Raw genomic sequence first — 21468 nt, 5'->3', positions numbered from 1 at the left:
ACTGATAGGGAATCATTTTGTCCACTCTGGAAATCCGTGACCTGCACGTCAACGTCGTGCAGGCGGACGAGAACGCCGAGCCGATCCAGATCCTCAAGGGCGTCGATCTGACGATCAACTCCGGTGAGACCCACGCGATCATGGGCCCGAACGGCTCCGGCAAGTCCACGCTGAGCTACGCCATCGCCGGCCACCCCAAGTACGAGGTGACCCAGGGCTCGATCACCCTCGACGGCGAGGACGTGCTGTCCATGACCGTCGACGAGCGCGCCCGCGCCGGCCTGTTCCTGGCGATGCAGTACCCCGTCGAGGTGCCCGGCGTCTCCATGTCGAACTTCCTCCGCTCGGCCGCCACCGCGGTCCGCGGCGAGGCCCCCAAGCTGCGGCACTGGGTCAAGGAGGTCAAGGAGGCGATGGGCGAGCTGTCCATCGACGCGCAGTTCGGCGAGCGCTCGGTCAACGAGGGCTTCTCGGGCGGCGAGAAGAAGCGCCACGAGATCCTGCAGCTGGGCCTGCTCAAGCCGAAGTTCGCCATCCTCGACGAGACCGACTCCGGTCTCGACGTCGACGCCCTGCGCGTCGTCTCCGAGGGCGTGAACCGCTACGCCGAGCGCGAGCACGGCGGCGTCCTGCTCATCACGCACTACACCCGCATCCTGCGGTACATCCACCCCGAGTTCGTGCACGTCTTCGTGAACGGCCGGATCGTGGAGTCGGGCGGCTCCGAGCTGGCCGACGAGCTGGAGGAGAACGGCTACGTGAAGTTCACCGAGGCCGTCGGAGCATGACCGCCTCGGTGAAGTCCGCCCTGGACATCGACGCGATCCGCGCCGACTTCCCGATCCTGTCCCGCACGGTCCGTGACGACAAGCCGCTGGTCTACCTGGATTCCGGCGCGACCTCGCAGCGCCCGCGCCCGGTGCTCGACGCCGAGTGGGAGTTCCTCACCACGCACAACGCCGCCGTGCACCGCGGCGCGCACCAGCTGGCGGAGGAGGCCACCGACGCCTACGAGGACGCGCGCGCCGCGATCGCGGAGTTCGTGCGGGTCTCGCCGGACGAGCTGGTGTTCACCAAGAACGCGACCGAGTCGCTGAACCTGGTGGCGTACACGCTCGGCGACGACCGCTCGGCCGCCGTCCTCGGCGGGCACCGCCTGCGCGAGGGCGACACCGTCGTCGTCACCGAGCTGGAGCACCACGCGAACCTCGTGCCCTGGCAGGAGCTGTGCCGCCGCACCGGCGCCACGCTCAAGTGGTACGGCGTCACCGCCGAGGGCCGCATCGACCTGGACTCGCTGGAGCTCGACGACTCGGTGAAGATCGTCGCGTTCACGCACGCCTCCAACGTGACCGGCGCGATCGCGCCGGTGCCGGAACTGGTGGCGCGCGCCCGCGCCGTCGGCGCCCTCGTGGTGCTCGACGCGTGCCAGTCGGTGCCGCACAGCCCCGTCGACTTCGCGGACCTCGACGTGGACTTCGCGGCCTTCTCGGGCCACAAGATGTACGGCCCGTCCGGCGTCGGCGTGCTCTACGGCAAGCGCGAGCTGCTCGCGCAGCTGCCGCCCTTCATCACCGGCGGCTCGATGATCGAGACCGTCACCATGGAGGGCTCGACCTACGCCGCGCCGCCGCAGCGCTTCGAGGCGGGCGTGCCGATGACCTCGCAGGTCGTGGGCCTCGGTGCCGCCGTGAAGTACCTCGGAGGCCTCGGCATGGCCGACGTCGCCGCGCACGAGCACGCGCTCGTGGGCGCCGCGCTCGACCGACTCGACGCCATCGAGGGGCTGCGGATCGTCGGCCCGACCGAGAACCGGGACCGGGGGAGCGCCGTCTCCTTCGTGGTCGACGGCATCCACGCGCACGATCTCGGGCAGGTGCTCGACGACGAGGGCGTCGCCATCCGCGTCGGCCACCACTGCGCGTGGCCGCTGCACCGCCGGTTCGGCGAGGCCGCCACGGCCCGCGCCTCCTTCGGCGTCTACAACACGCCCGCCGAGGTGGACGTGCTCGCGGACGCGATCGTCAAGGCTCAGAAGTTCTTCGGGGTGATCTGATGCGCATGGAGCAGATGTACCAGGACGTGATCCTGGACCACTACAAGCACCCGCACGGCCGCGGGCTGCGCGAGCCCTTCGAGGCCGAGGTCCACCACGTCAACCCCACCTGCGGCGACGAGGTGACCCTGCGGGTGCACCTGTCCGACGACCACGAGACCGTCGTCGACGTCTCCTACGACGGCCAGGGCTGCTCGATCTCGCAGGCCTCCACCTCGGTCCTCACCGACCAGGTGATCGGCGAGCCCGTCGGCGACGCTCTGAAGATGCTGCAGTCCTACACGGAGATGCTGCAGTCCCGGGGCCAGGTCGAGGGCGACGAGGACCTCATCGGTGACGGCATCGCCTTCGCCGGCGTCGCGAAGTACCCCGCGCGCGTCAAGTGCGCACTGCTCGGCTGGATGGCGTTCAAGGACGCGCTGTCCCAGATCATCGACTCGGAGGAGAAGACGGCATGAGCGAGAACACTGCTGAGGCCGCCGGCACCGCGGCCGACCCGGCGCAGGCCGGCGACAACCCGCTGAACCTGCCCACCCTGTTCGACGTCGAGGAGGCCATGCGTGACGTGGTCGACCCCGAGCTGGGCATCAACGTGGTCGACCTGGGCCTCGTCTACGACCTGCGGGTCGACGACGACGCCGCGGTCACCATCGACATGACCCTGACCTCGGCGGCGTGCCCGCTGACCGACGTCATCGAGGACCAGACCCGCGCCGCGCTGGTCTCGTCCGGCCTCGCCACCGACGCCAAGATCAACTGGGTCTGGATGCCGCCGTGGGGCCCGGACAAGATCACCGACGACGGCCGCGAGCAGCTGCGCGCCCTGGGCTTCACCGTCTAGAGACCGCCGGCGATGCCGCTGCGCAACAGGATCGACCCGTGGGGCCGGATCGTCGCCGATCCGGCCCGCGGTGCTTTCCTGGGCAACCGCGGGATCCTGCACGACGAGACCGGCACCGTCGTCCGTGAGCACGCGAACGCCATGTGGATCGCGTGCCGGCTCGACTTCAACGGCCGCTACCGCTCGCCGCGGGAACCCGAGCCCCGCAAGTACACACAGCTCTTCCTCTTCGACGAGGCCACCGCCTACGCCGCCGGCCACCGCCCGTGCGGCGAGTGCCGCAACGCCGACTACCGCGAGTTCAAGCGGCTCTGGGCCCTCGCGAACCCCGACGTCGAGAACACGCCGAAGGCGATGGACCGGGCGCTGCGCGCCGAGCGCCGGGCCGGGAACGAGCCCGTCAGCGCGACGCCGCCCGACGGTGCCGTGGTCACCGACGGCACGCACGCATACCTCCGGTGGCACGACGCCTGGCTGCGCTGGAGCTTCGAGGGCTACACCCCGGCCGCACCGCCGGGGGAGTTGCGCCTGCTCACCCCGCCGTCGATCGTTCGCATGCTGGAGATCGGCCTGCCGGTGACCGCGCACCCCTCTGCGGGCTGAGCGCGCGTCACACTGCCGCGAGTGCCAGCCGCGCGTGCGCGCGGACGTCGGCGTCGGAGTCCTCCAGCGCGGCGGTGAGTGCGGCGGCGACCGCCGGCACCTCCGGCCACGTTCGGAGCGTCACGACGGCCGCCTTGCGCACGTCCAGGTGCGGGTCGCCGAGGGCGGACTCGAGTGCGGCGACGGCACCGTCGGGCCCCAGCGCGACGGCGCCCCGCGCCGCCCCCTGCCGCACCTGCCACGCCCGATCGGCGAGGCCGGCACCGAGCAGGTCGAGGTCAGTGGCATCGCCGAGCACGCCCAGGGCCTCGAAAGCCGCGGCTCGGACCAGCGGGTCGTGGTCACCGGCGAGGCCGCGCACCGCATCGACACCGCCGCGGCCCACGGTCGCCAGGCCCGCGGCCACGGCGATCCGCACCTCCCGGTTGGCGTCGTCGGTCGCGGGCGCCAGCGCGGCCCAATCGTCGTGGGAGACCAGCCCGCTCACGCCCACCACGCGTACGCGATGGTCGCCGTCGCCGAGCAGGGCGGCGAACTGCTCCACCGTCCCGGCCTTGAGCGAGCGCAGGAGGTTGCCGACGGCCGCCCGCACCACGGCGTCCGCCGAGCCGAGGAACTCGGCGAGCCCGTCCGCGGACGGCAGCACCTCCACCAGCTCGATCAGACCCGCGGCGGCCGCGCGCCGGACCGCGGCGTCCGCGTCGCCGAGCGCAGCGACGAGGGGAGCGAGGAAGCCGTCGGGCGCGCCCTCGACGATGAAGGACACCGCGCTGCGCCGCACCGTCGTGTCCGGATCGGACAGGAACGGAGAGAGTTCCGCGACGGAGGGGCCGTCCAGCACGAGCAGCTCGCGCAGCCGTGGCGATACCGCGGGCACCGATGCCGGCCGTTCGGCCGCAGCGGGGATCGCGCCGATCGGCGCCACCGCCAGCGGCCCCAGCACCTCGACGGTGGCCGACGACCCCGGGATGTGGTCGAACTCGTCGACGGCCACCAGGTACGGCGCCACGGGCCGGGTCAGGAACTCCATCTCGCCGTCGGCGCCCAACCTCAGGTTCAGGTGCCGGCCCCACCGCTCGTCGTCGCGCTCCGGCAGATCCGGGCGGTCGTGGTAGAGCCCCCACCGGGATTCGGTGCGCGCCAGCGACGCCTTCGCCGCCATCTCCGCGCAGTCGCGGATGAACGAGACCTCCACGCAGCGCATCAGCTCGTGCGGCGTCCGCGCCCCGAGGCCGTCCACCTCGCCGCGCATCCGCTCGAAGGTCTCGATCGCGATGGTCAGCTTCGGTGCGGTCTTCGGCGGCGCGATGTAGTCGTTGACGAAGCGGCGCAGCTTGTACTCGACCTGGGGCTGCGGCGGACCGTCGGGCCTGCGCGCCGGGCCGTAGATCAGCTCGTGCGCGGCGGCGACCTGCGACTCCAGGCCGTCCGCCACGGGTGTCGTCGTGCGCGCGTGCCGCACCGCGTCAGCCCCGGCAAGCTCGCCGAAGACGAAGGCGCCGATCATGTAGTTGTGCGGCACGCACGCCAGGTCGCCCGCCGCGTACAGGCCGGGCACGGTGGTGCGGGCGTTCTCGTCGACCCACACCCCGGATGCGGAATGCCCACCGCACAGCCCGATCTCGGAGACGTGCATCTCGATGTCGTGCGTGCGGTAGTCGTGGCCGCGGTTCGCGTGGAAGGTGCCACGCGTCGGTCGCTCGGTGGTGTGCAGGATCGACTCCAGCTCGCCGAGCGTCTCCTCCGGCAGATGCGAGACCTTGAGGTAGATCGGCCCACGGGCGGAATCGATCTCGGTCTTCACCTCGGCGATCATCTGGCCGGACCAGTAATCCGAATCCACGAAGCGCTCGCCCCGGGCGTTCACCTGGTAGCCGCCGAACGGGTTCGCCACGTAGGCGCACGCGGGCCCGTTGTAGTCCTTGATCAGCGGATTGATCTGGAAGCACTCGATGCCGCTGAGCTCGGCGCCCGCGTGATAGGCCATCGCGTAACCGTCGCCGGCGTTCGCCGGGTTCTCGTAGGTGCCGTAGAGATACCCCGACGCGGGCAGGCCCAGCCGGCCGCACGGCCCCGTCGCCAGCACGACCGCGCCGGCACGGATCTCGACGAATTCGCCCGTCCGCGTGTTGAAGGCGACCGCGCCCACGGCCCGCCGATCGGACCCGCTGCCGGTGGTCAGCACCCGCACCGGCATCACGCGGTTCTCGATCCGGATGCGCTCGCGCATCTTCTTCTGCCGCAGCACCCGGTACAGCGCCTTCTTCACGTCCTTGCCCTCGGGCATCGGCAGCACGTACGAGCCGGACCGGTGCACGCGACGCACGGCGTACTCGCCGTACTCGTCCTTCTCGAACTTCACGCCGTACCGCTCGAGGCGCTGGATCATCGCGAAACCACGGGTCGCCGTCTGGTAGACGGTGCTCTGGTTGACGATGCCGTCGTTGGCGCGGGTGATCTCGGCGACGTAGTCCTCGGGCGCGGCCTTGCCGGGGATGACGGCGTTGTTCACGCCGTCCATGCCCATCGCCAGCGCGCCGGAGTGCCGCACGTGCGACTTGTCGAGCAGCAGCACGTCGGCGCCGGCCTCGGCCGCGGTGAGCGCCGCCATCGTGCCGGCGGTCCCGCCGCCGATCACGAGCACGTCGCAGTCCAGGCGGGTGCGGTCGGCGATCTCGGGGATGTCCATGGAACTCCTGATGCTGGTCAGCGGTCGGTGAGGGCGTCGACGACGCCCGCGCGCAGGGCGGAGGCCGACGGTGCGCGGCGCACGTCGAAGGACGCGCGGACGGGTTCGCCGCGGCGGCCGAGGACGACGATGCGGTCGCCGAGCAGGATCGCCTCGTCCACGTCGTGGGTGACGAAGACTACGGTGGCGGGGTGGGCGTCGAGCGTGCGCAGCAGCAGCCGCTGCATGTCGCCGCGGGTCTGCGCGTCGAGCGCGCCGAAGGGCTCGTCCATGAGTACGGCGCGGGGCGCACCCGCGAGGCCGCGGGCGAGCTGGACCCGCTGCCGCATGCCGCCGGACAGCTCGCGGGGCAGGTGCTTCGCGTAGGCGGTCAGCCCGACCTCGGCGAGCCACCGCCGGGCCTCGTCGGCGCGACGGTGCCGGGCCACGCCCCGCAGCGCGAGCGCGAGCCGCACGTTGTTCTCGACAGTGCGCCAGGGCAGGAGGGCGTCCTCCTGGAAGACCATGGCGCGGTCGCGATCCGGGCCGGTCACGGGGGCACCGTCGGCGAGGACGACACCGGCGTCGGTGCGGAGCAGCCCGGCGAGCGCGCGCAGCACGGTCGACTTGCCGCAGCCCGACGGGCCCGTCAGAACCAGGCGTTCGCCGGGCTCGACGGTGAGGTCGAGCGCGCGCACGGCGGTCGCGCCGCGGTAGCCGAGGTCGACGGTGTCGAGTTTGAGTCGCAGCCCGTCGCGCTGCGCGGGCGGGCTGACCGCCGGGGCGCTCATCGGTCGCCCCGCGGCAGCCAGCGGGTGACCCGGCGGCCGGCCAGCTCGATGACGGCGGAGGTGAGGAAGCCGAGCACGCCGATCGTCAGCATGCCGACGAAGACCGCGGGGTAGTCGACGAGCGTGTACGACTGCCACGTGCGGTAGCCGACTCCGAGGCGCCCGGAGATCATCTCGGCGGAGACGAGGCAGATCCACGCGACGCCGACGCCCACCGACAGCCCGGAGAAGACGCCGGGCAGCGATCCGGGGAGCACGACGCGCCACAGCACGGCGAGGTCGCCGCCGCCCTGGGTGCGCACGGAGTCCTCCCACACGGTCGGGAGGGCGCGGACGGCGTGCCGCACGCTCACCGCGATGGGGAAGAACGCGGCCGTCGCGGTGATCGCGACCATGCCCGCCTCGGACGACGGGAGCAGCAGGATCATCACCGGGACCAGCGCGATCGCGGGGATGGGCCGGACGAGCTCGATGAGAGTGCCGAAGGTCAGCTCGGCGGCGCGGGAACGGCCGAGCGCGACGCCCGCGGCGATCCCGAGCGCCGCGGCGACCGCGAAGCCGGTGCCGATCCGGATCAGGGACTGCGCGAGGTCCAGCCAGTACTCGCCGGTGCGGACCGACTGCGCGAACCGCTCGGCGACGGCGCTCGCCGACGGGAGCGTGTCGAACCGGATCCAGCCGAGCGCGACGTGCTGCGTGGTGAGCAGCTGCCAGACGCCGATCGCCGCGGCGACGACGGCCACCCGCACCGGCCACGCCGGGAGCACGGCGCGGCGGGCGGGAGCGGCGGCCGGTCGCCGGAGCGCCGCGGCGGGGAGCGAGTCGAGGGCGGTCACCGTCGGGCCTCCTCGAGGAGGGCGCGGTACTCGACGGGGACTGCGCCGGGGTGCTCCGCGCGGTAGCGGTCACGGGCGTCGGGGCCGGCGAAGGGCACGAGCGTCGCGCCGTCGCGCAGCCACAGTGATTGGTCGGCGTACCAGCGGGTTCCGGTCAGCGCGTCGGAGACGTACGCGGCGCGGACCTTCCGGTCGGTCGTGGCGAGCGAGCGGATCAGCGCCGTCGCGTCGGGGACCGTCTCGGTGGCGTCGGCGCCGTCGAACCAGATCTCCGCGGTGGGCTTCGGCGCGGGAGTGCCCGCGTCGTACTGGAATCCGCCGCGCGCCACCTGCGCGTCGGCCAGGGGCTTCGGGTCGACGAACCGGTCGACGTCGAGCGGTGTGCCGAACTGGCCGATCGACTGCAGGTACCCGATGTCGCCCTTGAGCGCTCCGATGAGTGGGGCGGCGAGCGTCGGGTTGGGGTCGGTGCCGCCCGGGCCGTTGTACTGGTAGACGACCTCGGCCGGGAGGCCGCTGGCCTGCGCGACGTCCTGCGCGGCCTGCAGGGGGTGCTCCCGCTGGAAGTCGGTGGCATCGAGCTGCGCCTCGAGGAAGGCGCGCACCACGTCCGGGTGCGACGCCGCGTACTTCTTGTTGGCGACGACCCCGTGCAGCGTGGGCGTGTTCAGCTCGCCGCCGTCGTAGAGGAGGCGGGCCCTACCCTGGCGAACGAGGAGTCCGGGCCAGGCGACGAACTGCGCCAGCGCCTGGACCTGGCCGGATTCGAGCGCGCTCGCCCCGACCTGCGGCTGCTGGTTCACGACGGTGACGTCGCCGGCGGCGATGCCCGCGCGGCTCAGTGCGGCGACGAGGGTGCCGTGCCCGGCGGAGCCGACCGACGCGGAGACCTGCTTGCCCCGCAGGTCCGCGAGCGAGCGCAGCGGCGAGCCGGGGGAGACCACCACCGAGTTGAGGGCGCCCCGCGCGCTCGACCCGGTCACCGAGAGCATCGCGGTCTCGGTGTCGGGGCTCGACTGCGCGCGGGATCCGTTGATCAGCAGCGGGTAGTCGCCCATGGAGCCGATCTGGATCTTGCCGGCGAGCATGCCGCTCGTGATCGGGGCGCCGGTGTCGAAGTCCTGCCAGTCGACGCGGAACTTCCCGATCCCGGCGAGGCGCTTCTCGAGGAAGCCCTTGGCGCGCAGCAGGGTCCCCGCGGTCACGGTGTTGATGGTCTTGGACTGATAGCCCACCACGAGGGTCTGGGTGGACTCGTCGGCCGCGGGCTCGAGGGAGCAGGACGCGAGGGCGGCGGTGGCGGCGACGACGGCGATCGCGCGCAGGGTGGATGTCATGGCTGGGTTCTCCGGGCTGGGACGGGCTATCGCAGGAGGTAGGGCATGTTGACGGTGACGGCGCCGGTCGGGCAGCGCGCGGCGCAGGGCCCGCAGTACCAGCACTCGTCGACGTACATGTGGGCGCGGTTGGTGCTCGGGTCGAGGGCGAGCGAGTCGAGGGGGCAGGCCTCGATGCAGATGTTGCAGCCCTCGATGCAGAGGGAGGCGTCGATGGTGACGGGGACGTCGACGCGCTGTTCGACCTGTGCCATGGGTGTGTTCCTCCGTGTCGGTGCGGTCAGTCGCGGTGCAGGGTGCCGCGCAGGGTGATCCGGTCGGATCGGATGCGGATGTACTCGAGGTCGACGGGGCGTCCGCCCTCGAGGTGGGTGAGGCGCTCGTAGAGCAGGAGCGGCGAGCCGGTGGCGATCTCGAGGTTCGCGGCGGTGTGCGGATCGGCCGCCGCGGCGGTCAGGCAGTAGTCGCTGGTGCCCAGGCGACGGCCCGTGACCGCTTCGATCAGGGGGAAGACGTCCTCGTTCTCCAGGTCCTGTTCCAGCAGCAGGTCGCCGATGTCGGCGACGAGGTACGTCAGGTCGAGGCTCACGGGCTCGTCGTTGAGGAACCGCAGCCGCTCGAGGTACACCGCCTCGTCGCCCGCGGGGATCCCCAGCTTCTCCGCCACGATCGGCGGCGGGACCAGCCGCGTCGCCGCGCGCACCCGGTTGCGGATCTCGCCGTGCAGCGAAAGGGTCTCGCGGAGCCCCCGCAGGCTGTCGAGCCCGTGGTCGACGGTGCGGGCGATCACCTCGGTGCCCACCCGGGGGCCCCGCCGGATCCAGCCCTCGGAGCGCAGGATCGCCAGGGCCTCGCGCACGGTGCCCCGGGAGACGGAGAACTGGTCGCCGAGGTCGTCCTCGCCGGGCAGGGTCCCGCGGTAGGTGCCGTCGTGGATCGCCTGGCGCAGGACGTCGGCGACGATGCGCGCGGAATCGGCGCGGATCGGTCGTTCGGTCGCTGGCATGCGGCAACGATAGGAACAGGTCGGACCGTGCCGGCCGTCCTCAGGTGTGTGCCCCGGCGAAGGACCGGCGCGGGCGCCGCATTCCGCCGGTCGGGTCCCGCGCGCGGACCTCCTCACCTGCTGTTTCGTCCTCGCGGGTGGCTAATGCGCGACCCGCGCGGGAGCCTCGCGGATTTGAATCTCGCTGATCGACTGGTTTCGTGCCCGGCCCGTCGCGGGTCCGCGAGCGCGGGTCACAGGTCCTTGGCGAACCAGTGGTGCGCGTACGGGTTGTCGTTGTACCGCTCGACCTCGCGGTACCCGAGCTTTCGGTACAGCGCGATCGCCTCGGTGAGGTTGCCGTTGGTGTCCAGCCGCACGGTCCGCACGCCGGCCTCGCGGGCCCGGTCCTCCAGGTCGTCCATGATCCGCCGGCCGAGTCCGAGGCCGCGCACCGACGGCGCCGCCCACACGCGCTTGACCTCGGCGAAGCCGCCGTCCTGGAAGGCGAGGGCCCCGCAGCCGACGGTCTCCTCGCGCAGCGTCGCCACCAGCAGCAGACCCGCGGGCGGCGTGATCGCCGCGTCCCGGACCGCGCCGCCCAGGCCGGGGTCGAAGCCGTCCTGCAGCCGCTCGCCGAGTTCCGTGTAGTACGCACGCGCCGCGAAGCGCGCCGCCGCCGACATCGCGTCCGCCTCGTCGACCCGCACGAGCGAGGCGACCAGCAGCCGCTCCACCTCGGCCATTGCCGCGCCGAGCCGCCCCCGCTGGCCGGCCGAGAGCGGATCGAGTAGCGCGTGCGCTGCGTCCTCGGATCGGGACTCGAGCTCGGCGTACTCCGCCGCGCCCGCGGGGGTGACCCGCGCGGTCCGGACGCGGCCGTCACCGTCGTCCTGCCCGACGGTGACCAGCCCGTCCGCCTCGAGCGCGCGCAGGAGGCGGCTGAGGTACCCCGAGTCGAGGTCGAGGCGGGTGCGCAGGTCACGGATGTCGACGCCGCCGTCGGAACGGCCGATCTCCCAGAGCAGCCGTGCTTGCCCCAGCGGGCGGTCCCGCGCGAGGTACTGGTCCTGCAGCACGCCGAGCCGCTGCGTGACCGCCCGGTTGAACCGCCGTACCTGTGCCACGTCCTCCGTCATATCTCTGACTTTAGTCAGAGATATGACGGAGGGGCAACGGTCCGGTCGGAACTGCGTACCGTGGTCGGCGTGCGCTATCGACCCCTCGGAACCAGCGGCCTCATCGTCTCGACGCTCGGCGTGGGCTGCAACGCCTTCGGCCGCCGCATCGACCAGCGCGCCACCGACGAGGTGGTGAGCGCGGCCATCGACGCCGGCATCACCCTGTTCGACACCGCCGACAGCTACGGCTCCGGCGCCAGCGAGGAACTGCTCGGGCGGGCCCTCGGATCGCGCCGCGACCAGGTGGTGGTCGCGACCAAGTTCGGCATGGACACCCAGGGCCTCTACGGCGAGGACCACGGGGTCCGCGCGAGCCGCAACTACATCCACAAGGCGGTCGAGGGCAGCCTGAGGCGCCTCGGCACCGACTACATCGACCTCTACCAGCTGCACACGCCCGACCGGGTCACGCCGCTCGAGGAGACCCTCGAGACGCTCTCCGGCCTGGTGGCGTCCGGCAAGGTCCGCTACATCGGCTGCTCGAACTTCACGGCCTGGGAGGTCGTGGGCGCCGACTGGCTGGCCGAGACCCTGGGTACGCCCCACTTCATCACCGCCCAGAACGAGTACTCGCTCTACAACCGCAGCGCCGAGACCGAGCTCGTGCCCGCGCTCGACAGCCTGGGCATGAGCCTGCTGCCCTACTTCCCCCTGGCCTACGGCCTGCTCACCGGCAAGTACAAGCGCGACCAGGCCGCTCCCACGGGGACGCGCCTCGCCGCGGAGACGCACCGGCTCGAGGGCGCCGACTTCGACATCATCGAGGGCCTCCAGGCGTTCGCGGACGACCGCGGCGTCTCGCTGCTCGACGTCGCGATCGGCGGCCTCGCGGCGCAGCCCGCCGTCGGATCCGTGATCTCCGGAGTCAGCCGCGCCGAGCAGATCGCCGCGAACGTCGCGGCATCCGAGTGGGAACCGACGATCGAGGATCTCGCCGCGATCGACGAGATCGTCGCCGCCCGCCCCACCGGCTACACCACCTTCGCGTTCTGACCCCTCGCCGTCGGGCCCGCACGTAGCCTGACGGCATGTTCGTCAATCTGGGTGTACGCGACTTCCTGAACCGGGCCGAGATCGTCTATCCCGACCGCGTCGGCATGGTCGACGAGCCGGACCAGCCGGCTCCGTCGTGGGGCGAGAAGACCTACGCCGAGATGGCGGCCCTGGCCCGCGGGCAGGCCGCGCGCCTCGACGAGCTGGGTATCCCCGTGGGCGGCCGCGTCGCGATCGTCTCCCAGAACGCCGCGCGGCTGCTGACCTCGTTCTTCGGCGTCTCCGGGTGGGGCCGGATCCTCGTCCCGGTGAACTTCCGGCTCGCGCCCGCGGAGGTCGAGTACATCGTGGAGGACTCGGGCGCCGACGTGCTGCTGCTCGACCCCGAGGTCGAGCACCTCGCCGAGACCGTGACCGCGAAGCACGTCTTCGTCCTCGGCCGGGACGACGAGCGGATCTTCGGCCCGGCGGGCGCATCGTCGGAGCCGAAGCCGTGGGCGGGCGACGAGACCGCCACCGCCACCATCAATTACACCTCCGGCACCACCGCCCGGCCCAAGGGCGTGCAGCTCACGCACCGCAACCTGTGGCTCAACGCCACGGTCTTCGGGCTGCACGTCGCCCTCACGGACAACGACGTGCTGCTGCACACCCTGCCGATGTTCCACGCCAACGGCTGGGGCATGCCCTTCGCCGCCACGGGGGTCGGGATCAAGCACGTCGTCCTCCGCAAGGTCGACGGTGCCGAGATCCTCCGCCGGGTCCGCGACCAGGGCGTGACGATCATGTGCGCCGCGCCCGCCGTGGTGACCGCGGCGCTGGACGCCGCCGCCGAGTGGGACGGCCCCATCCCGGGCGCTGGCACCGTCCGCGTGATCTGCGCGGGCGCGCCGCCGCCCACGCGCGTGATCCACCGGGTGCGCTTCGAGCTGGGCTGGGAGTTCATCCAGATCTACGGCCTCACGGAGACGTCGCCGCTGATCACGGTGAACCGCGAGCGCGCCGAGTGGGCGGGCGACGACCCGATGGAGGTCGCCCGCCGGCTCGGTCGCGCCGGCGCACCCGCCCTCGGCGTGGAGCTGCGGATCGACGAGGACGGCGAGATCCTCACCCGGACCAATCACGCGCTCACGGCGTACTGGAACAAGCCTGTCGAGACCGCTGCGGCGCTCGAGGGCGACTGGTTCCACACCGGCGATCGGGGGACCTTCGAGGGCGGCTACCTCACCATCGCCGACCGGAAGAAGGACGTGATCATCTCCGGTGGCGAGAACGTCACGTCGATCGAGGTCGAGGACGCGCTGGCCCTGCACCCCGCGGTGCGCGAGGTCGCGGTGATCGGCATCCCCGACGAGAAGTGGGGCGAACTGGTCACGGCGATCGTCGTGGCCGACGGGGTGACCGCGGAGGAACTCATCGCGCACACCCGCGAGCACCTCGCCGGCTACAAGTGTCCCAAGCGGATCGACTTCGTCGAGTCCCTCCCGCGGACCGCCACCGGCAAGATCCAGAAGTTCGTGCTCCGCGCCCCGTTCTGGGACGCGTTGGAGCGCAAGGTGAACTGACTCAGGCGTGCCAGGCGGTCGCGCCGACGTTGTCGATCATCCGCTGCAGGGTGCGGATCGTGGTGATGAACTCCTCGTCGGTGACGCCCGCGCGGATCGCGGCGAGGGTGGCGTGGACATCGGGCCAGGTCTCCGCGCGCCGCCGCTCGCCGGCCGGGCTGACGGTGAGCGCGCCGTCCGCCTCGTCGAGCAGCCCCGTCGCGACCAGGCACGCCACGTCGGGGCGCAGCGCGTCGCCGGTGTCGACGAAGCCGCGGTGGAACTCGACCACCTCGTCGAGGGGCACCCCGTCGGGGCGGACCGCGATGTAGTTGAGGGCCCACCACTGCGGCTGCGTCAGCCCGTGGCCCTCCAACGTCGCGCGGATACGGGTCACCACCGCGCGGCTCGCCGTGCCGGCCCAGTACCCGATCGGCTGCGTGAGGATGCGGGCGTCCGTGTAGCTCTCCATGCCCCGACGGTATTTCCTCGACGATGGTTGAGGTCAAGGCCTTCCCGGGGGTTCGCGCACCGTCGGGCGGCGCGAGGTGCGAGGATGGACCCCAACATGTAGAACACGTTCTATTGATGGAGGTTGCGGTGTTCGAGTGGTCCGACGAAGACCTGATGGTGCGGGACGCCCTGCGGGCGTTCATCGACAAGGAGGTGCGCCCGCACGTCGACGAGCTGGAGACCGGCGCGCTGCCGCCGTACGACATCACCCGCAAAATGCTCCAGACCTTCGGCATCGACCAGGTCAACCGCGAGAACCTCGAGGCCGAGCTGGCCGCCGAGGAGGCGGGGGAGAAGTCCAAGGCCGGCGGCTCCAGCACGCTCAGCTCGTCGATGTTCCTCATCCTCAACGTCGAGATGGCGGGCGTCAGCCTCGGCCTCATCGGCTCGATGGGCGTCTCCATGGGGCTGACGGTGTCCACCATCAAGTCCCGCGGCACGCTCGCGCAGAAGAAGCGCTGGCTGCCCGAGTTGGTCACCATGGAGAAGGTCGGCGCGTGGGCGATCACCGAGCCCGACAGCGGCTCCGATGCCCTCGGCGGCATGAAGACGACGGTGCGCCGCGACGGCTCCGGCGGGTACATCCTCAAGGGGCAGAAGACCTTCATCACCAACGGCCCGCACGCCGACACCATCGTCGTCTTCGCCAAGCTCGACGAGGGCGACGGCACGCCGATCCGCGACCGCAAGGTGCTCACGTTCGTGCTGGACACGGGCATGGAGGGGCTCACGCAGGGCAAGGCGTTCAAGAAGATGGGCATGATGAGCTCGCCCACCGGCGAGCTGTTCTTCGACGACGTGCGCCTCGGCCCCGACCGGCTGCTCGGCGAGACGGAGGAGACGCCGGGCGGCGGCGGGGCGTCCGCGAAGGCGGGCTTCACCGCCGAGCGCATCGGCATCGCGGCGCTGAGCCTGGGTATCATCAACGAGGCGCAGCGCCTGTCGATCGACTACGCGCGCTCGCGCACCCTGTGGGGCCAGGAGATCGGGAAGTTCCAGCTCATCCAGCTCAAGCTGGCGGAGATGGAGATCGCGCGGATCAACGTGCAGAACATGCTGTTCACCGCCATCGAGGCCTCGCGCGCCGGCAAGCCGCCGACGCTGGCGCAGGCCTCGGCCATGAAGCTGTACAGCTCGCGCGCCGCGACCGAGGTGGCGATGGAGGCCGTGCAGCTCTTCGGCGGCAACGGCTACATGGCGGAGTACCGGGTGGAGCAGCTCGCGCGCGACGCGAAGTCGCTGATGATCTACGCCGGCAGCAACGAGATCCAGGTGACGCACGTGGCGAAGGGGCTGTTGCGCGGCGAATGACGGTTAGCGTGACCGATACGCGGTCTTAACGCGACAAGCGTTGCCCCGCTCGGTGGTTCGGTTCGATACTCGATGGATCCCGCTTCACCGATCCGCCGAGAAGGAACCGCACCATGTACGCATTCGCCCGTCGTCTGCACGCCCGCTGGACGATGACGCCGCAGGAGCGCCACAACCTCCGGCTGGCGAGCACGCCGCTCGCCGTCGTCTCGGCGTCCCTCGGCTGCCATCCCCGGCACCGCTGACCTCGCCGTCGCCGACCCTGTACGACGAAACCGGCCTGCCCTCGCCGAGCGAGTGCAGGCCGGTTTCGTGATGCAGAGCGTGATCTTCGGCGATCAGGGGATGGTGATGACCTGGCCCACGTTGATCAGGTCCGGGTTCGCGATGCCGTTGAGCTGCGCGATCTCGGTGTAGCGGTTGCCGTCGCCCAGGTACTGCTCGGCGATGGCCCACAGGGTGTCGCCGGAGGCGACGGTGTGGGTGCGCGGCGCGGGAGCGGCCGGCGCCTCGGCGGCGACGGGCTCGGGCTCCGGGGCGGCCTGACGAGCCGGGGCGGGCTGGTCGGTGGCGGTGTTGGAGGCCCACTTGTCGGCGTCGCCGGCGTAGACCACGAGGTTGCGGTCGTCCTGCAGGACGATGCGGTCGGCGCCGGTGCCCTCGGTGTTGGTCGACCAGACGCCCTCGCCGGCGCCGTTGTACAGCACGAAGTTGCCGTCGGTCTGGAAGTTGGCCCGCTCGACGCCCTTGCCGTCGGTCGCGCTGGCCCACACCACGGTGCCGGCGCCCTCGGTGAGCACGAGGTTGCCATCGCTCTGCAGGGTCAGCGTGTAGCCGCCGTTGAGGGAGTCCAGGGTCTCCCCGAGGCCGAGCTGGTTTCCTGCGCGAAGCACGTCGGTCATGTGTATCCCCTTAGTAGATGTACTCGGTGTACATGCGGCGCGCGGGTGCGCGCCCGAGTAGACAATAGCGATCCCATCCGACATTTTGGCGAATGGGAATCATGGAGTCGGCAAAATCGTTGGAGGGGGTATGGCGACAGTTGAATTGACCGCAGACAAGTTCGATCAGACCGTGACCGGCAACGATATCGTGCTGGTCGACTTCTGGGCCTCCTGGTGCGGGCCCTGCCGCGCGTTCGCGCCGACCTTTGAGAAGGCATCGGAGACCCATCCCGATGTGGTTTTCGCGAAGGTGGACACCGAGGCCGAGCAGAGCCTGGCGGCTGCCGCGAACATCCGGTCGATCCCCACCCTCATGGTCTTCAAGAAGGGCAACCTCGTCTACAACGAGGCCGGCGCCCTGCCGCCCGCCGCGCTCGAGGACCTCATCGGCCAGGCCAAGGCGCTCGACATCGAGCAGGCCGAGGTCAACGCCGCAGGCGAGAAGCCCGCGGAGTAACCACAGGAGCAACCCCCCGCGCCAAGCGCCGGCGCAGCCCCCACGGCGCCGCCGCGAACGCCGCAGCCATCGCTGCGGCGTTCGTCGTCGCCGGGGAGCGCGGCGAGAGGAACGCCCGCACCCGCCGGTCCGGGAGCCCGAAGAAGACCTCGAAGAAGTCGCGCTGCTCCGCCGGGGACATCCCCAGCAGCGCGCGCAGCGCGGCCGCCCGCAGGCGGTGCGCGGCCACCGCGTCCGTGGTCACCGGATTCCGGCCGGTGCTCAGCGCCGAGACGGCGTCATCGGCGAACGCCAGCGACCCCGCCACCGAGTACCCCGTTGCGGGGTGCAGCGTCGTCCCGCGCACGCCCGCCCCGCACCAGCCGCGCCCGCGCCGCGGCCCGGCGTGCAGCAGCGGGAAGTCCACCCGCTCGTGCAGCTCGCCCGCGGTGACGCCGCGCTCCGCCAGCCGCGCCCGCAGCCGTTCCTCCAACTCGTCGACGGTGACCGCCGGCGCGCCCGCGAGGCAGGTCTCCTCCAGCAGCACCGCATCGGTCGACACCCGGACCGCGTAGAGGAACGACGCAGGTGCGTCGTTGGGCACGCCGGGCGCCGGACGCCAGTCCATCCACAGCTCCTCGTGCGCGCCCGCCGGGACCAATACTCCCGCCGCGGTCTGCCGGGGCACGTCCGCGGAGGTCGACGGTGCCGGCCCCCGCGCGTCGATCACGAACGCCGCGCCGTGCCCGTCGCGGCCCGCGCGCTCGGCGAGGACGTCCACCCCGTCCAGCGGCAGCGCGCCCTGCAGCGCGTCCACGTCGAGCATCGCGTACTCGCGCCGCAGGTCGTGCCGGGTCCGCGCGATCACCTGCGGCGACGACACCGCCGCGACCACGTCGGCGGGGAGCCACGCCGGCAGCTCGTCGGCCCACAGCCCGAAGGTGCGCCGCCAGCGCGCGTCCGGCGCGGGATCGAAGGCTCGCACTCGGAGGCCCGCCGCCGCGGCGCGGTGCGCGACCGCGCGCCCCGCCGGCCCGAGGCCCAGCACCACCAGGTCGGGCGCGCTCACAGCGCCGCCCCGAGCAGCGCGAGCTGCGTGCGGTTCGCGCAGTCCAGGCGCGTCATCAGCGCGGAGACGTAGCCCTTCACCGTGGACTCGGCGAGGAACAGGCGCGCCGCGATCTCCGCGTTCGACGCGCCCGTCGCCAGCTCGCGCAGCACGTCGCGGTCCCGCTCGCCGAGCGCGTCGATGCGCGGGTCGCGGCGCGGCCGGTCGCCGGCGAGGCCCACGAGGCGCGCCAGGGCGTCGGGGGAGAGCAGCGAGCCGCCCGCCGCCGCGGTGCGCACCGCCGACGCCAGCAGCGCTGGCTCGGCGGTCTTCACCACGAAGCCCGCCGCGCCCGCGGCCAGACCGTCGACCAGCACCGCGTCGGTGTCGAGGGTGGTGATGAGCACGACCGCGACCGGCGGATCGAGGTCCCGCAGCGCCCGGGTCGCGATGATCCCGTCGACGCCGGGCATCCGCACGTCGAGCAGCGCGACCTGCGGCGCGTGGGCGATGCCCGCCTCGACCGCGGCGGCCCCGTCGGCCGCGGTCGCGACCACGTCGAGGTCCGGCTCCGCCGACAGCGTCGAGCGCAGGTACTCCCGTACGAGCGGGTCGTCGTCGGCCACCAGGACGCGCACCGTCGTCATCGGGCGGCCGCCGGGAAATCGGCCTGCAGGGTCCAGCCGCCGTCGGGCGAGGGGCCGTGCCGGAGTGTGCCGCCGACGAGCGCGGTGCGGGCCGCGAGGCCCCGCAGTCCCGTTCCGCTCCCGGTCGCGGCGAGCGCGGGATCGGGGGCGGCCGACGGATTGTGCACGCGGACACCGCGGTCCGTGACCTCGACGTCGACCGGGGCGCCGGCCGCGTGCTTGCGCGCGTTCGCCAGGCCCTCCTCGAGGACGCGGGCCAGGCAGTCGGCGCTCGCGCGGGGGAGCGGCGCGGCGACGTTCCCGCTCAGGTCGACGCGCTGGCCCGTGTCCCGGGCCCGGTCCACCGCGTCCGTGATGGTGCCGTCGAGATCGGCCGGGGCGACGAGCCCGCCGACCGCCAGCGGGGCGGGCGGGGCGTCGGCGGTCTGCAGCCCGACCACCACCCGGCGCAGGTCGGCGAGCGCGGCCTGCGCGTCCTCCTCGATCCCCGGCTGCCCCGTCGCGCGCGCCGCGAGCACGATCCGGGTCAGCCGCGCCGTCGCGAGGTCGTGCAGCTGGGCCGCCAGCGCGAGCCGCTCGTCGGCGCGGGCCTGCCGCGCGGCGAGGGCCCGCCGCTCCCGCTGGGCGTCGCGCAGCCGCAGCCCCAGCCCGAAGGTCGTGCCGCCGAACACCGGGGCCAGCGAGCCGAGCGCGCCCCACACGGAGTGCGAGGACGCCGCCACCGCGGCCGCGAAGACCACGAACGGGGCGAAGGCGATCACCGCCTCGCGGCGGCTCCGGGCCGTCTGCGCCGCCGCCGAGGAGACGAGCGAGGCCGCCACCGCGACCCAGATCGCTGCGCCGGACGCCGTCGCCTCGGCCCAGGGCCCGAGCACCAGGTAGCAGCAGGCGGCTGCGACGACGGGCGCCGCGAGCACGGGGCGCAGTAGCCCGACCGCCGCGGACGCCGCGAGCATCGCCGCCGCGCCCAGCCACAGGCCGGCGCCCCGCAGCGCGGGGAACAGCGCCATCACCAGCGCGACGGTGCCCGCCGCCGACACCACGAGCAGCGCCGCGTGGGCGGTTCGCGTGCGGACGTCGGGTGCGAGGGGCATGCAGCCATCGTAGGGAGGGGCCCGACGGGGCCGGTACCTCCTTTCGTCGGTCGACGGGCCGCCGAACGGCGCTACCGGCGTCGCGCCCGATCGGCGACGGTCGAAGGCATGACATCGCAGGTCATCACCACCGACACCGCTCCGACCGCCGGATCGCGCGGCGCGCTCCCGCCGATCGCGCGGCTGCCGCTCGCCCTCGTGGGCGCCGTCGTGCTCGCCGTCATGCTGCTCGGCAGCCGCAACTACGGCTACTTCTTCGACGAGGCCTACTTCGTCGTCGCCGGGCGCGACCATCCCGCCGCCGGGTACTTCGACCAGCCGCCGCTCGTGCCCCTCCTCGCCGCCGGCCTCGATCACCTCGCGCACGGGAACCTCGTCGTGCTGCGCCTGCCCGCGACGCTCGCGGTCGTGGCGATCACCCTGCTCGCCGGGCTCCTCGCCCGCGAGCTCGGCGGCCGCGCGGGCGCGCAGGCCTTCGCCGCGGCGGCGGTCGCGATGTCGCTGGTCAGCTCCGTCGGACACTGGCTCGCGACCTACTCGCTCGACCCGCTGTGGTGGACGCTCCTCCTGTACCTGCTGGTCCGCTGGGTGCGCACCCGCGACGACCGCCTCCTGCTCCTCGCGGGCGCCGTCACGGCGCTCTCCCTGCTCACCAAGTTCCTCGTGCCCGCGCTGTGGATCGCGGTGGCGCTCGCCGCCCTCGCCTGCGGGCCCCGTCGGCTGCTCACCCGGCCCGCGCTCTGGGCGGGCGGCGCCCTCGCGGTGGTCGCGATCGCCCCGACGCTGTGGTGGCAGGCCGGGCACGATTGGGCGTACACCCGGATGGGGGCCGTCGTGCGGGCGGAGTGGCCGGGCGGCGCCGGGTTCGCGCTCGTCGGTTTGTTCGGCGCGGGCCTGCTCATCGGGCTGCCGCTGCTGCTCGCCGGCGTCGTCGCGCTGCTGCGCTCGCGCGACCTGCGCCCGTACCGCTTCCTCGGCGTCGCCCTGGTGTTGGTCGTGGTCGCGATCGTGCTGACGCACGGCCGTTCGTACTACCTGGCCTCGGTGTACGCGCTGCCGATGGCCGCGGGCGCCGTCGTCGCCGAGCGATGGCTGGCACGGCGTGGGCGCCGGGCCGGCGGCGTGCTCCGCGCCATCGCGGTCCTCGCGCTCCTCGGCTCCACCGCCAGCTGGATCGCGGCGTCGCCGGTGTGGTCGCCGGCAGTCGCGGAGCGGATCGGCACGCCCCCGCTGCGAGCGCCCGCGACGATGCTCGTCGAGGGGGACACGATGCTCCGCGGCCTGTCCGACACCGTCGTCGCCGCGTACCGGACGCTGCCGCCCGCGGAGCGCGACGGCACCGTCATCGTGGCCGAGAGCTACCCCTTCGCCGCGGCCGTCGACTTCTTCGGCCGCGACGAGGGTCTTCCCCGCGCGTACAGCGGGCACCGGGCGTATTACTACTTCGGCAGCCCGCCCGAGGACGCCCGCGCGGTGCTCTGGATCGGCGACCCGTCGCCCGTGCTCGACGGGGCCTTCGCGCACCGTCGGGCCGTGCCGGCCCCCGGCGAGACGGGGGATCCGGTGGTGCAGCTCTACACCGGACGGACCGTCGCCTGGCCCGAGCTGTGGGAGCGGCTGCGCTCGCAGTGACGGCCCGC

General features: G+C 72.6%; 23 protein-coding genes. 11 read left to right on the top strand and 12 right to left on the bottom strand.

What is annotated here, in order from left to right; genetic code table 11:
* Window positions 1–17 precede the first annotated feature (17 nt).
* Genes sufC through WFK95_RS20750 form a run of 5 tightly spaced genes read left to right on the top strand, consistent with a single transcriptional unit; the run spans window position 18 to window position 3500 of the window.
* Window positions 18–788, top strand: coding sequence for a Fe-S cluster assembly ATPase SufC (sufC, locus tag WFK95_RS20770; protein WP_336671811.1), 771 nt, complete (start codon window positions 18–20; stop codon window positions 786–788).
* On the top strand, window positions 785–2056 hold the full coding sequence (locus WFK95_RS20765; protein WP_336671810.1) for a cysteine desulfurase: 1272 nt from the start codon (window positions 785–787) through the stop codon (window positions 2054–2056). The genes sufC and WFK95_RS20765 overlap by 4 nt, the downstream gene beginning before the upstream one ends.
* Entirely contained in the window at window positions 2056–2514 is a 459-nt protein-coding gene (sufU, locus tag WFK95_RS20760) for a Fe-S cluster assembly sulfur transfer protein SufU (RefSeq protein WP_224648622.1), read from the top strand. Before WFK95_RS20765 ends, sufU begins: the two co-directional genes overlap by 1 nt.
* Window positions 2511–2897, top strand: coding sequence for a metal-sulfur cluster assembly factor (locus tag WFK95_RS20755; protein ID WP_224648620.1), 387 nt, complete (start codon window positions 2511–2513; stop codon window positions 2895–2897). The genes sufU and WFK95_RS20755 overlap by 4 nt, the downstream gene beginning before the upstream one ends.
* 12 nt (window positions 2898–2909) lie before the next feature.
* Complete coding sequence (locus WFK95_RS20750; RefSeq protein ID WP_336671809.1) at window positions 2910–3500, top strand: hypothetical protein; 591 nt, start codon at window positions 2910–2912, stop codon at window positions 3498–3500.
* Between the two features lie 7 nt (window positions 3501–3507).
* Here the strand turns inward: WFK95_RS20750 and WFK95_RS20745 are convergent, their stop codons facing one another.
* The 7 genes from WFK95_RS20745 to WFK95_RS20715 form a co-directional block, all read right to left on the bottom strand.
* The gene (locus tag WFK95_RS20745; protein WP_336671808.1) at window positions 3508–6189 is read right to left on the bottom strand and encodes a fumarate reductase/succinate dehydrogenase flavoprotein subunit; all 2682 of its coding nucleotides are present in this window, start codon (window positions 6187–6189) and stop codon (window positions 3508–3510) included.
* Window positions 6190–6206: 17 nt separating this feature from the next.
* The gene (locus WFK95_RS20740) at window positions 6207–6959 is read right to left on the bottom strand and encodes an ABC transporter ATP-binding protein (protein ID WP_224648604.1); all 753 of its coding nucleotides are present in this window, start codon (window positions 6957–6959) and stop codon (window positions 6207–6209) included.
* Window positions 6956–7795, bottom strand: a complete 840-nt coding sequence (locus WFK95_RS20735) for an ABC transporter permease (RefSeq protein ID WP_224648602.1) — start codon at window positions 7793–7795, stop codon at window positions 6956–6958. Before WFK95_RS20735 ends, WFK95_RS20740 begins: the two co-directional genes overlap by 4 nt.
* On the bottom strand, window positions 7792–9132 hold the full coding sequence (locus WFK95_RS20730) for an ABC transporter substrate-binding protein (protein ID WP_336671807.1): 1341 nt from the start codon (window positions 9130–9132) through the stop codon (window positions 7792–7794). The genes WFK95_RS20735 and WFK95_RS20730 overlap by 4 nt, the downstream gene beginning before the upstream one ends.
* Before the next feature lie 26 nt (window positions 9133–9158).
* Window positions 9159–9386, bottom strand: coding sequence for a 4Fe-4S dicluster domain-containing protein (locus tag WFK95_RS20725; protein WP_068520690.1), 228 nt, complete (start codon window positions 9384–9386; stop codon window positions 9159–9161).
* 26 nt (window positions 9387–9412) lie between these two features.
* The gene (locus tag WFK95_RS20720; RefSeq protein WP_224648598.1) at window positions 9413–10138 is read right to left on the bottom strand and encodes a GntR family transcriptional regulator; all 726 of its coding nucleotides are present in this window, start codon (window positions 10136–10138) and stop codon (window positions 9413–9415) included.
* 233 nt (window positions 10139–10371) lie between these two features.
* Window positions 10372–11256: a bifunctional helix-turn-helix transcriptional regulator/GNAT family N-acetyltransferase gene (locus tag WFK95_RS20715; RefSeq protein WP_336671806.1), complete on the bottom strand. Its 885-nt coding sequence runs from the start codon at window positions 11254–11256 to the stop codon at window positions 10372–10374.
* Between the two features lie 69 nt (window positions 11257–11325).
* On the opposite strand from WFK95_RS20715, the gene WFK95_RS20710 reads away from it, so the two are divergent.
* Window positions 11326–12291 carry an aldo/keto reductase gene (locus WFK95_RS20710; protein WP_336671805.1) on the top strand — a complete coding sequence of 322 codons (966 nt, stop codon included), beginning with the start codon at window positions 11326–11328 and terminating at the stop codon, window positions 12289–12291.
* A 35-nt stretch (window positions 12292–12326) separates the two neighbouring features.
* Window positions 12327–13856 (top strand): AMP-binding protein, encoded by a 1530-nt coding sequence (locus WFK95_RS20705; RefSeq protein ID WP_336671804.1) that lies wholly within the window; start codon window positions 12327–12329, stop codon window positions 13854–13856.
* 1 nt (window position 13857) lies between these two features.
* On the opposite strand, the gene WFK95_RS20700 is transcribed toward WFK95_RS20705, so the two are convergent.
* On the bottom strand, window positions 13858–14307 hold the full coding sequence (locus WFK95_RS20700) for a MarR family winged helix-turn-helix transcriptional regulator (protein WP_336671803.1): 450 nt from the start codon (window positions 14305–14307) through the stop codon (window positions 13858–13860).
* A gap of 128 nt (window positions 14308–14435) precedes the next feature.
* Between WFK95_RS20700 and WFK95_RS20695 the strand changes: the two genes are divergently transcribed.
* Together WFK95_RS20695 and WFK95_RS20690 are read left to right on the top strand one after the other, a co-directional pair.
* Entirely contained in the window at window positions 14436–15659 is a 1224-nt protein-coding gene (locus tag WFK95_RS20695) for an acyl-CoA dehydrogenase family protein (RefSeq protein ID WP_336671851.1), read from the top strand.
* Between the two features lie 113 nt (window positions 15660–15772).
* On the top strand, window positions 15773–15904 hold the full coding sequence (locus tag WFK95_RS20690) for a hypothetical protein (protein ID WP_255304290.1): 132 nt from the start codon (window positions 15773–15775) through the stop codon (window positions 15902–15904).
* Window positions 15905–15997: 93 nt separating this feature from the next.
* Here the strand turns inward: WFK95_RS20690 and WFK95_RS20685 are convergent, their stop codons facing one another.
* Window positions 15998–16561: a LysM peptidoglycan-binding domain-containing protein gene (locus WFK95_RS20685; RefSeq protein WP_259144576.1), complete on the bottom strand. Its 564-nt coding sequence runs from the start codon at window positions 16559–16561 to the stop codon at window positions 15998–16000.
* A 130-nt stretch (window positions 16562–16691) separates the two neighbouring features.
* Here WFK95_RS20685 and trxA point away from each other — a divergent pair, with 130 nt between their 5' ends.
* Window positions 16692–17060, top strand: coding sequence for a thioredoxin (gene trxA / locus WFK95_RS20680; protein WP_224648586.1), 369 nt, complete (start codon window positions 16692–16694; stop codon window positions 17058–17060).
* Here the strand turns inward: trxA and WFK95_RS20675 are convergent.
* The 3 genes from WFK95_RS20675 to WFK95_RS20665 are packed head-to-tail and all read right to left on the bottom strand — an operon-like array spanning window position 17029 to window position 19828.
* On the bottom strand, window positions 17029–18108 hold the full coding sequence (locus WFK95_RS20675; protein WP_336671802.1) for a lycopene cyclase family protein: 1080 nt from the start codon (window positions 18106–18108) through the stop codon (window positions 17029–17031). The two genes, trxA and WFK95_RS20675, sit on opposite strands and share 32 nt — an antisense overlap.
* Complete coding sequence (locus WFK95_RS20670) at window positions 18105–18734, bottom strand: response regulator transcription factor (RefSeq protein WP_336671801.1); 630 nt, start codon at window positions 18732–18734, stop codon at window positions 18105–18107. Before WFK95_RS20670 ends, WFK95_RS20675 begins: the two co-directional genes overlap by 4 nt.
* Window positions 18731–19828, bottom strand: a complete 1098-nt coding sequence (locus WFK95_RS20665; protein WP_224648569.1) for a sensor histidine kinase — start codon at window positions 19826–19828, stop codon at window positions 18731–18733. The genes WFK95_RS20670 and WFK95_RS20665 overlap by 4 nt, the downstream gene beginning before the upstream one ends.
* Window positions 19829–19936: 108 nt before the next feature.
* On the opposite strand from WFK95_RS20665, the gene WFK95_RS20660 reads away from it, so the two are divergent.
* Window positions 19937–21460: an ArnT family glycosyltransferase gene (locus WFK95_RS20660; RefSeq protein ID WP_336671800.1), complete on the top strand. Its 1524-nt coding sequence runs from the start codon at window positions 19937–19939 to the stop codon at window positions 21458–21460.
* The last annotated feature ends 8 nt before the right edge of the window (window positions 21461–21468 follow it).

The organism is Tsukamurella sp. USMM236, from assembly GCF_037148755.1.
Classification (GTDB): Bacteria; Actinomycetota; Actinomycetes; order Mycobacteriales; family Mycobacteriaceae; genus Tsukamurella.
Note: the sequence above shows the minus strand (reverse complement) of the source record. Positions and strands in the feature narration are given on the sequence as shown.

Bases quoted from the DNA above. Each gene is read 5' to 3' on its own strand.
- WFK95_RS20765 (WP_336671810.1), top strand. From the start codon at position 785: ATGACCGCCTCGGTGAAGTCCGCCCTGGACATCGACGCGATCCGCGCC.
- sufU (WP_224648622.1), top strand. From the start codon at position 2,056: ATGCGCATGGAGCAGATGTACCAGGACGTGATCCTGGACCACTACAAG.
- WFK95_RS20755 (WP_224648620.1), top strand. From the start codon at position 2,511: ATGAGCGAGAACACTGCTGAGGCCGCCGGCACCGCGGCCGACCCGGCG.
- WFK95_RS20750 (WP_336671809.1), top strand. From the start codon at position 2,910: ATGCCGCTGCGCAACAGGATCGACCCGTGGGGCCGGATCGTCGCCGAT.
- WFK95_RS20745 (WP_336671808.1), bottom strand. From the start codon at position 6,189: ATGGACATCCCCGAGATCGCCGACCGCACCCGCCTGGACTGCGACGTG.
- WFK95_RS20740 (WP_224648604.1), bottom strand. From the start codon at position 6,959: ATGAGCGCCCCGGCGGTCAGCCCGCCCGCGCAGCGCGACGGGCTGCGA.
- WFK95_RS20730 (WP_336671807.1), bottom strand. From the start codon at position 9,132: ATGACATCCACCCTGCGCGCGATCGCCGTCGTCGCCGCCACCGCCGCC.
- WFK95_RS20725 (WP_068520690.1), bottom strand. From the start codon at position 9,386: ATGGCACAGGTCGAACAGCGCGTCGACGTCCCCGTCACCATCGACGCC.
- WFK95_RS20720 (WP_224648598.1), bottom strand. From the start codon at position 10,138: ATGCCAGCGACCGAACGACCGATCCGCGCCGATTCCGCGCGCATCGTC.
- WFK95_RS20715 (WP_336671806.1), bottom strand. From the start codon at position 11,256: ATGACGGAGGACGTGGCACAGGTACGGCGGTTCAACCGGGCGGTCACG.
- WFK95_RS20705 (WP_336671804.1), top strand. From the start codon at position 12,327: ATGTTCGTCAATCTGGGTGTACGCGACTTCCTGAACCGGGCCGAGATC.
- WFK95_RS20700 (WP_336671803.1), bottom strand. From the start codon at position 14,307: ATGGAGAGCTACACGGACGCCCGCATCCTCACGCAGCCGATCGGGTAC.
- WFK95_RS20690 (WP_255304290.1), top strand. From the start codon at position 15,773: ATGTACGCATTCGCCCGTCGTCTGCACGCCCGCTGGACGATGACGCCG.
- WFK95_RS20685 (WP_259144576.1), bottom strand. From the start codon at position 16,561: ATGACCGACGTGCTTCGCGCAGGAAACCAGCTCGGCCTCGGGGAGACC.
- trxA (WP_224648586.1), top strand. From the start codon at position 16,692: ATGGCGACAGTTGAATTGACCGCAGACAAGTTCGATCAGACCGTGACC.
- WFK95_RS20670 (WP_336671801.1), bottom strand. From the start codon at position 18,734: ATGACGACGGTGCGCGTCCTGGTGGCCGACGACGACCCGCTCGTACGG.
- WFK95_RS20665 (WP_224648569.1), bottom strand. From the start codon at position 19,828: ATGCCCCTCGCACCCGACGTCCGCACGCGAACCGCCCACGCGGCGCTG.
- WFK95_RS20660 (WP_336671800.1), top strand. From the start codon at position 19,937: ATGACATCGCAGGTCATCACCACCGACACCGCTCCGACCGCCGGATCG.